A 6,775-nucleotide genomic window follows, 5' to 3' on the forward strand; every position below is an offset into this window, starting at 1 on the left:
ATGAAGTGAACGGCGTGGAGTCTACGCCAATGAGACCTGGCTCACAATCTCCCCATGGTCCCCTTTTTCGAATCCCATGAAGGGAGTCATTCAGTCCCCCCTTCTTTTCCCCTCTCCCTGAACGTAGGCTTCTGCTCACTCGGCCTTGTCCAGAGCGGCCAGCACCTCGCCGGGCAAGCATTTCTCCCAGCCCCACAAGAGGAGCAGCAACAAGGTAGCGTCGTCGAGCCAGCCAAGGAGAGGCACCACATCGGGGACAACGTCCACCGGGCTGATGCCATAGAGCAGAATAAGGATCACCAGCCCCTTCGCCCACCAGGGCGTGCCTGGGTGGCGAAAGCCTTGATAGAGGCGGCGCAAACGCCGCCAGATGAGCCAGCGTCTGGTGCTCATGACTCGATCAGCTCGCCGCGCAGCCGCTGGATCTGATCCCGCAGCGCCGCCGCCTGTTCGAACTCCAGATCCCGCGCATGCTGGAACATCTGCTCTTCCATCCGCTTGATCTCCTTGCTGATCTCGCTGGCAGAGCGGGCATGGTACTCCCCTTGCGGTTCGGCAGCCTTGCGACTCCCCTTGCCCGCCTTGCCCGCCGTGCGGCTGCCCCCCATGTCCATCACATCGCCGATGGCCTTGTTGAGCCCCTTCGGCACGATGCCGTGTTCCAGGTTGTGGGCGTGTTGCAGGGCGCGGCGCCGCTCGGTCTCTTCGATCGCAACCTTCATGGAGTTGGTGATGGTATCCCCGTAAAGGATCACCTTGCCGTTGAGGTTGCGCGCTGCCCGGCCGATGGTCTGGATGAGGGAGCGGGTGGAACGCAGGAAGCCCTCTTTATCCGCATCCAGAATGGCCACCAGGGAGACTTCCGGCATGTCGAGTCCTTCGCGCAGCAGGTTGATGCCCACCAAGACGTCGAACTTGCCAAGGCGCAGGTCGCGGATGATTTCCACCCGCTCCACGGTATCAATATCCGAGTGCAGATAGCGCACCCGTACCTCGTGATCCGCCAGGTATTCGGTCAAGTCCTCCGCCATCCGCTTGGTCAGTGTCGTGACCAGCACCCGCTCCTCCACCGCCACCCGCTTGCGGATCTCGGAGAGCAGATCGTCCACCTGGGTGCTGACCGGCCGCACTTCCACCTCAGGATCGAGCAGGCCGGTGGGACGCACCACCTGCTGCACCACGTCACCGCCTGACTTCTCCAGCTCGTAGGGGCCGGGGGTCGCCGAGACGAACACCGTCTGGGGCATCAGCGCCTCGAACTCGTCGAACTTGAGGGGCCGGTTGTCCAGCGCCGAGGGAAGGCGGAAGCCGTACTCCACCAGGGTCTCCTTGCGGGATCTGTCCCCTTTGAACATGGCGCCGATCTGCGGCACCGTGACGTGGGATTCGTCGATGATGAGCAGGCCGTCCCCCGGCAGGTAGTCAAACAGGGTGGGCGGCGGCTCACCCGGTGCGCGGCCGGAGAGGTAGCGGCTGTAGTTCTCTATACCGGAGCAGTAACCCAGCTCCTGCATCATCTCCATGTCGAACTGGGTGCGTTGGCTGATGCGCTGCTCCTCCACCAGCTTGTTGAGGTTCATCAGCTGCTCGCGCCGCCCCTTGAGCTCCTCCTTGATGTGCTCGATGGCACCCAGAATGGTCTCCCGCGGGGTGGCGTAGTGGGTCTTGGGGTAGATGGTGTAACGCACCACCGTCTGCTCGATGGCGCCGGTCAAGGGATCGAACAGGGAGAGGCGTTCTACCTCTTCATCAAACAGCTCCACCCGCAGGGCCAGCTTGTCCGATTCGGCGGGGTAGATGTCGATCACCTCCCCCCGCACCCGGAAGGTGCCGCGCTGGAAGGCCATGTCGTTGCGGGTGTACTGCAGTTCGGCGAGGCGGCGCAGGATATCCCGCTGATTGATCACGTCCCCCACTTTGAGGTGCAGCATCATGCTGAGGTAGGCCTGGGGATCCCCCAGACCATAGATGGCCGATACCGAGGCGACGATCACCACGTCGCGCCGCTCCAGCAGCGCCTTGGTGGCTGACAGCCGCATCTGCTCGATGTGATCGTTGATGGAGGCATCCTTCTCGATGAAGGTGTCCGTGGTCGGCACATAGGCTTCGGGCTGGTAGTAATCGTAATAAGAGACGAAATACTCCACCGCGTTGTCGGGGAAGAACTCCTTCATCTCCCCATAGAGCTGGGCCGCCAGGGTCTTGTTGGGGGCCAGGATCATGGTGGGACGATTAAGAGTCGCGATGACGTTGGCCATGGTAAAGGTCTTGCCCGAACCGGTCACCCCGAGCAGGGTCTGGTGGGCCAGTCCCGACTCGATGCCATCGAGCAGCTGGGCGATGGCCCTCGGCTGATCCCCGGCGGGTTGAAACTGGCTGGCCAACTGGAATAACTTGCTCATGACGACTCCCGGCAAAAAACGGCAAGGGAGCAGTGTACCCCGAGTTGAAGGAGCTGGGTATCCGCTCACCCTCCCTGATGGCTATTGACCCTGAAATACGACCTCTGTATGATGCACCTCCTTGCCTGATGTTCCCCCGTAGTTCAGTCGGTAGAACGGCGGACTGTTAATCCGTATGTCACTGGTTCAAGTCCAGTCGGGGGAGCCAATTCCTCACCATCTCGGTGCAAGTTATCCACTTTAGTGCTTTCCTCTTCCAATTTTAATGCACAAGCCCTCCCCTGCGGCCTGACTCCCTTTTGATCTCCCGTTACTGACCAGCAGCTTTTTGTTCTGCTGCGTATAACTATTTGATTTTTATAGAAACAATTTATTGCAGGTATTTTTTGAACAGTCCTTGCAGCCCAGTATTGGCGCGGCTTTCAGCCTGATTGCCAAGTTTCATAAACAGGGTTATCCACAGTTTCTGTGGGTAACTTGACCAAAGCCACGGTTCATCTGGGCTGGCAGCCATTGTCCCCGGTTTGCGATGGCTGCCCCCGCTCTTCCCCATTTTCTGCTGTTTTTCCCTTCCCCCCTAAATGGGATGAATCGACTCGCGGTGCTGCCTGTGGGGGATTTTTTTTCGCTATGCCGCGTCCTGCGGGTCAGCCCTCGCCGGATGAGTCATGAGTCTCTTTTGTTACCCTTCAATTTCCTCAGTGGAAAATGCTGAAAAACATGCCCGTTTGCTCCCCATGCAGCAGGTAATAAATTGTCCACAGGAGCGTCATCCCCTCTCTGCTCGACAGCATATTTCACTCATTGACAGCGGGCCTTGCAGCGTAAAATAGAGGTGTTTTCCCCAGCCCCCCCTCGCATCCCTATCTTCATCGAAGAGACCAGCACTTAACTGGCTGTTAATCCGCTTTGGCGCTTCTTTCTTGATACAGGATCCGGCACAATATCGGCCTCACTTTTATCCTCGGTTTTTCCGGGCATGACCATAGATTTCGTGACACTGCTACATCAAAGCGACTCCCTGCTGCTGTTCGTGGTACTAGCCTTCGGGCTGCTGCTGGGCAAGGTACGCATCGGCAACTTCCAGATAGGCAACACCATAGGCGTGCTCTTCACCGCCCTGCTGTTTGGCCAGATGGGATTCCAGTTTTCCACCTCCACTGAAAACGTCGGCTTCATGCTGTTCATCTTCTGTGTGGGAATTGAAGCGGGGCCGCACTTTTTCAGCGTCTTCCTTCGCGACGGCATCCACTACATCACCCTGACCCTGGTGATCCTGCTGTCGGCCCTGCTGCTGACCGTGGGGCTCGCCAAGTTCTTTAATCTGGGGCCCGGCATGGCCGCCGGCATTCTGGCAGGTTCCCTCACCTCCACGCCGGCCCTGGTGGGGGCGCAGGACGCCCTGCGAAGCGGATTGCTCAACCTGCCCCACCAGACCGACATGCAGTCGGTGCTGGACAACATGGGCATCGGCTACGCCCTGACCTACCTGGTGGGGCTGGTGGGGCTGATGCTGGTGGTGCGCTACCTCCCCTCCCTGGCCAGGCTGGATCTCAATACCGAAGCGCAGAAGATTGCGCGCGAGCGGGGGCTGTCCGACAGCGAGAGCCGCAAGACCTATCTGCCCATCATCCGCGCCTATCGGGTCGGCCCAGAGCTCGCCGCCTGGATCGGGGGGCGTACCCTGCGGGAGACCGGCATCTATCCCCACACCGGCTGCTATGTGGAGCGCATTCGCCGCAACGGCATCCTGGCGAGCCCCGACGGTGATGCCGTCATTCAGGAAGGGGACGAGATAGCTCTGGTGGGCTACCCCGAGAGCCACGAGAAGCTCGACGTCAACTACCGCAACGGCAAAGAGGTGTTCGATCGCAACCTGCTTGACCTCCAGATCGTCACCGAAGAGATCGTGGTGAAGAACGATGCCGTGGTGGGTCGCCACCTGGTGGAGCTCAACCTCACCGAGAAGGGGTGCTTCCTGAACCGGGTGGTGCGCTCCCAGATCGAGATGCCGTTCGATCGCAATATCATGCTGCAAAAGGGTGACGTGCTGCAGATCAGCGGCGAGAAGCAGCGGGTCAAGCTGCTGGCCAACAAGATCGGCTTCATCAGCATCCACAGCCAGACCACGGATCTGGTGGCCTTTGCCACCTTCTTCGTGCTGGGGCTGCTCATCGGCTCCGTCTCCCTGGTGTTCGGCCAGATAGAGTTCGGCCTCGGCAATGCCGTCGGCCTGCTGCTGGCGGGGATCCTGATGGGCTACCTGCGGGCCAACCACCCCACGGTGGGCTATGTGCCGCCGGGGGCCCTGCGCCTTGCCAAGGATCTCGGGCTCGCTGTCTTCATGGTGAGTACCGGCCTCAAGGCGGGGGGCGGCATCCTTGATCACCTGAGCGAAGTGGGGATGGTGGTGCTCTTCTCCGGCATGCTGGTGACCACCTTGCCGGTGCTGGTAGGCTACCTGTTCGGTGTCTGGGTGCTCAAAATGAACCCAGCCCTGCTGCTCGGCGCCATCACGGGCGCACGTACCTGCGCCCCGGCCATGGACGTGGTGAACGAAGCGGCCAACAGCTCCATCCCGGCGCTCGGCTATGCCGGCACCTATGCGGTGGCCAACGTCATGTTGACCCTGGCGGGCTCCTTCATCATCGGCTTCTGGTTCTAGCCAAACGGGCCCGCAACACGCAGAAAAAGAGGAGCCTCGGGGCTCCTTTTTTCATGGGCGGGCACTCCTGGATGGAATAGTGGAAATCGTGCTATGGGGCCATCTCTATCAAACCCAATAAGCTAAATCACCCACAAGGCGCCACTTACACTCAATAAAACGAGCGAGGTGTAAGTGATGAAACGCGCATGGATGGTCGTGATCTGGTGGTTCTGCTCCCTGACGCCAGCCTGGGGGGCCGAATCCGGCAAGCAGGTGGCCCCCGAGGCAGAGACGGAGAAAAGCGCCCTGAGCTTTGAGGGGGACGAGCTTGCCAGACCCAGGCTGGGAGATCTCGACGTCATGCTGGAGCAGCGCACCATCCGAGTGCTCACCACCTACAACAAGACGGGGTTCTTCATCACCAAGGGCGTGCAGCGGGGCGTCACCTACGATGCCTTCATGCAGGTGGAAAAGCGTCTCAACGAACAGTTGCGCAAGCAAAAGGCGATCAAGCGCCACCTCAAGGTGCACTTCGTCTTCATTCCCGTGGCCCGGGAAGCGCTGCTGAGCTCCCTCATCGAGGGCAAAGGCGACATCGCCGCCGCCAATCTCACCATCACGGACAAGCGCAAGAAGCAGGGTATCGCCTTCACCGATCCCCTGCTTGAAAACGTGCGGGAGCTGCTCGTCTCCGGCCCCCTCTCCCCCAAGGTGGAAAGCGCCGCCGATCTCGGGGGCCAGCGCGTCTTCGTGCGCCCCTCCTCCAGCTACTACGAGTAGCCTCATGGCCTACAACCAGGCCCGCAAGTCGGCGGGAGAGCCCCTCATCGACCTCCAACCCGCCTCGGAGGTACTCGAAGATGAAGATCTGGTGGAGATGGTGAACGCAGGCCTGCTCCCCTTCATCGTCATGGACGAGCACAAGGCCCGCTTCTGGCAAAAGATTTTCCCCGGAATCACCATTCACGACGCCCCCGTGTTCCGGGAAGGGGGCGTCATCGCCTGGGCGGTGCGCAAGGAGAGCCCCCAGTTGCTCGCCATGCTCAACGAGCAGATCAAGGCGCTGCGCGGCAAGGCGACGGGGGATGAGATCCTGGCCCGTTATCTCAAGCAGAACAAGTTCGTCAAAAGCGCCGCCGCCGAGGCGGAGCGCAAGAAATTCCTGCAGGTGGTCGAGCTGTTCCGTGAATATGGCGAACGCTATGACATGGACTGGCTGCTGATGGCGGCCCAGGGCTACCAGGAGTCCGCCCTCAACCATCATGCCCGTAGCCATGTGGGCGCCATCGGCATCATGCAGATCATGCCCGCCACCGGCAAGGGGCTGAAGGTCGGCGACATCCGCCAGCTCGAGCCCAATATTCACAGGGGCGTCAAATACATGCGCTGGATGATCGATCACTACTATGCGGACGAGCCCATGACCGCCCTCGACAAGGCCCTCTTCTCGTTCGCCTCCTACAATGCCGGCCCCGCCCGGGTAGCCAGGCTCCGTGCCGAGGCCAGGAAACGGGGGCTGGATCCCAACGTCTGGTTCCACAATGTCGAGTACGTGGCGGCAGAGAAAATCGGCCCCGAGACGGTCACCTATGTGGGCAACATCTACAAGTACTACATCGCCTACAAGCTGGTGTTGACATCCTCCCCCACCTTAGCGCTTCGCGTCACAGGAGGGGGATTCCCATTACTGGGTGATAGCTGCTCGCGCAGTACCGGGTTCCTGCTT

At 60.4% G+C, this 6,775-nt stretch carries 3 protein-coding genes, 1 tRNA gene and 1 pseudogene; 3 read left to right on the forward strand and 2 right to left on the reverse strand.

Annotation, left to right across the window (positions count from 1 at the left end; genetic code table 11):
• Nucleotides 1-135 precede the first annotated feature (135 nt).
• The gene (locus AB5Y50_RS16735) at nt 136-393 is read right to left on the reverse strand and encodes a DUF1232 domain-containing protein (RefSeq protein WP_041215068.1); all 258 of its coding nucleotides are present in this window, start codon (nt 391-393) and stop codon (nt 136-138) included.
• Entirely contained in the window at nt 390-2,402 is a 2,013-nt protein-coding gene (uvrB, locus tag AB5Y50_RS16740; protein ID WP_052814371.1) for an excinuclease ABC subunit UvrB, read from the reverse strand. Before uvrB ends, AB5Y50_RS16735 begins: the two co-directional genes overlap by 4 nt.
• 132 nt (nt 2,403-2,534) lie before the next feature.
• Here uvrB and AB5Y50_RS16745 point away from each other — a divergent pair.
• The 3 genes and pseudogenes from AB5Y50_RS16745 to AB5Y50_RS16755 form a co-directional block, all read left to right on the forward strand.
• A tRNA-Asn gene (locus tag AB5Y50_RS16745) sits at nt 2,535-2,610 on the forward strand.
• Between the two features lie 771 nt (nt 2,611-3,381).
• A complete protein-coding gene (locus AB5Y50_RS16750) occupies nt 3,382-5,067 on the forward strand; it encodes an aspartate:alanine antiporter (protein ID WP_029314601.1) in 1,686 nt (561 codons plus the stop codon).
• 177 nt (nt 5,068-5,244) lie between these two features.
• Nucleotides 5,245-6,685, forward strand: a pseudogene (locus tag AB5Y50_RS16755) (transporter substrate-binding domain-containing protein); the annotation flags it as partial.
• Nucleotides 6,686-6,775 lie beyond the last annotated feature (90 nt).

The sequence above is a fragment of the Aeromonas sp. s6 genome (assembly GCF_040907815.1).
Classification (GTDB): domain Bacteria; phylum Pseudomonadota; class Gammaproteobacteria; order Enterobacterales; family Aeromonadaceae; genus Aeromonas; species Aeromonas caviae.

Bases quoted from the DNA above. Each gene is read 5' to 3' on its own strand.
- AB5Y50_RS16750 (WP_029314601.1), top strand. From the start codon at position 3,382: ATGACCATAGATTTCGTGACACTGCTACATCAAAGCGACTCCCTGCTG.
- AB5Y50_RS16735 (WP_041215068.1), bottom strand. From the start codon at position 393: ATGAGCACCAGACGCTGGCTCATCTGGCGGCGTTTGCGCCGCCTCTAT.
- uvrB (WP_052814371.1), bottom strand. From the start codon at position 2,402: ATGAGCAAGTTATTCCAGTTGGCCAGCCAGTTTCAACCCGCCGGGGAT.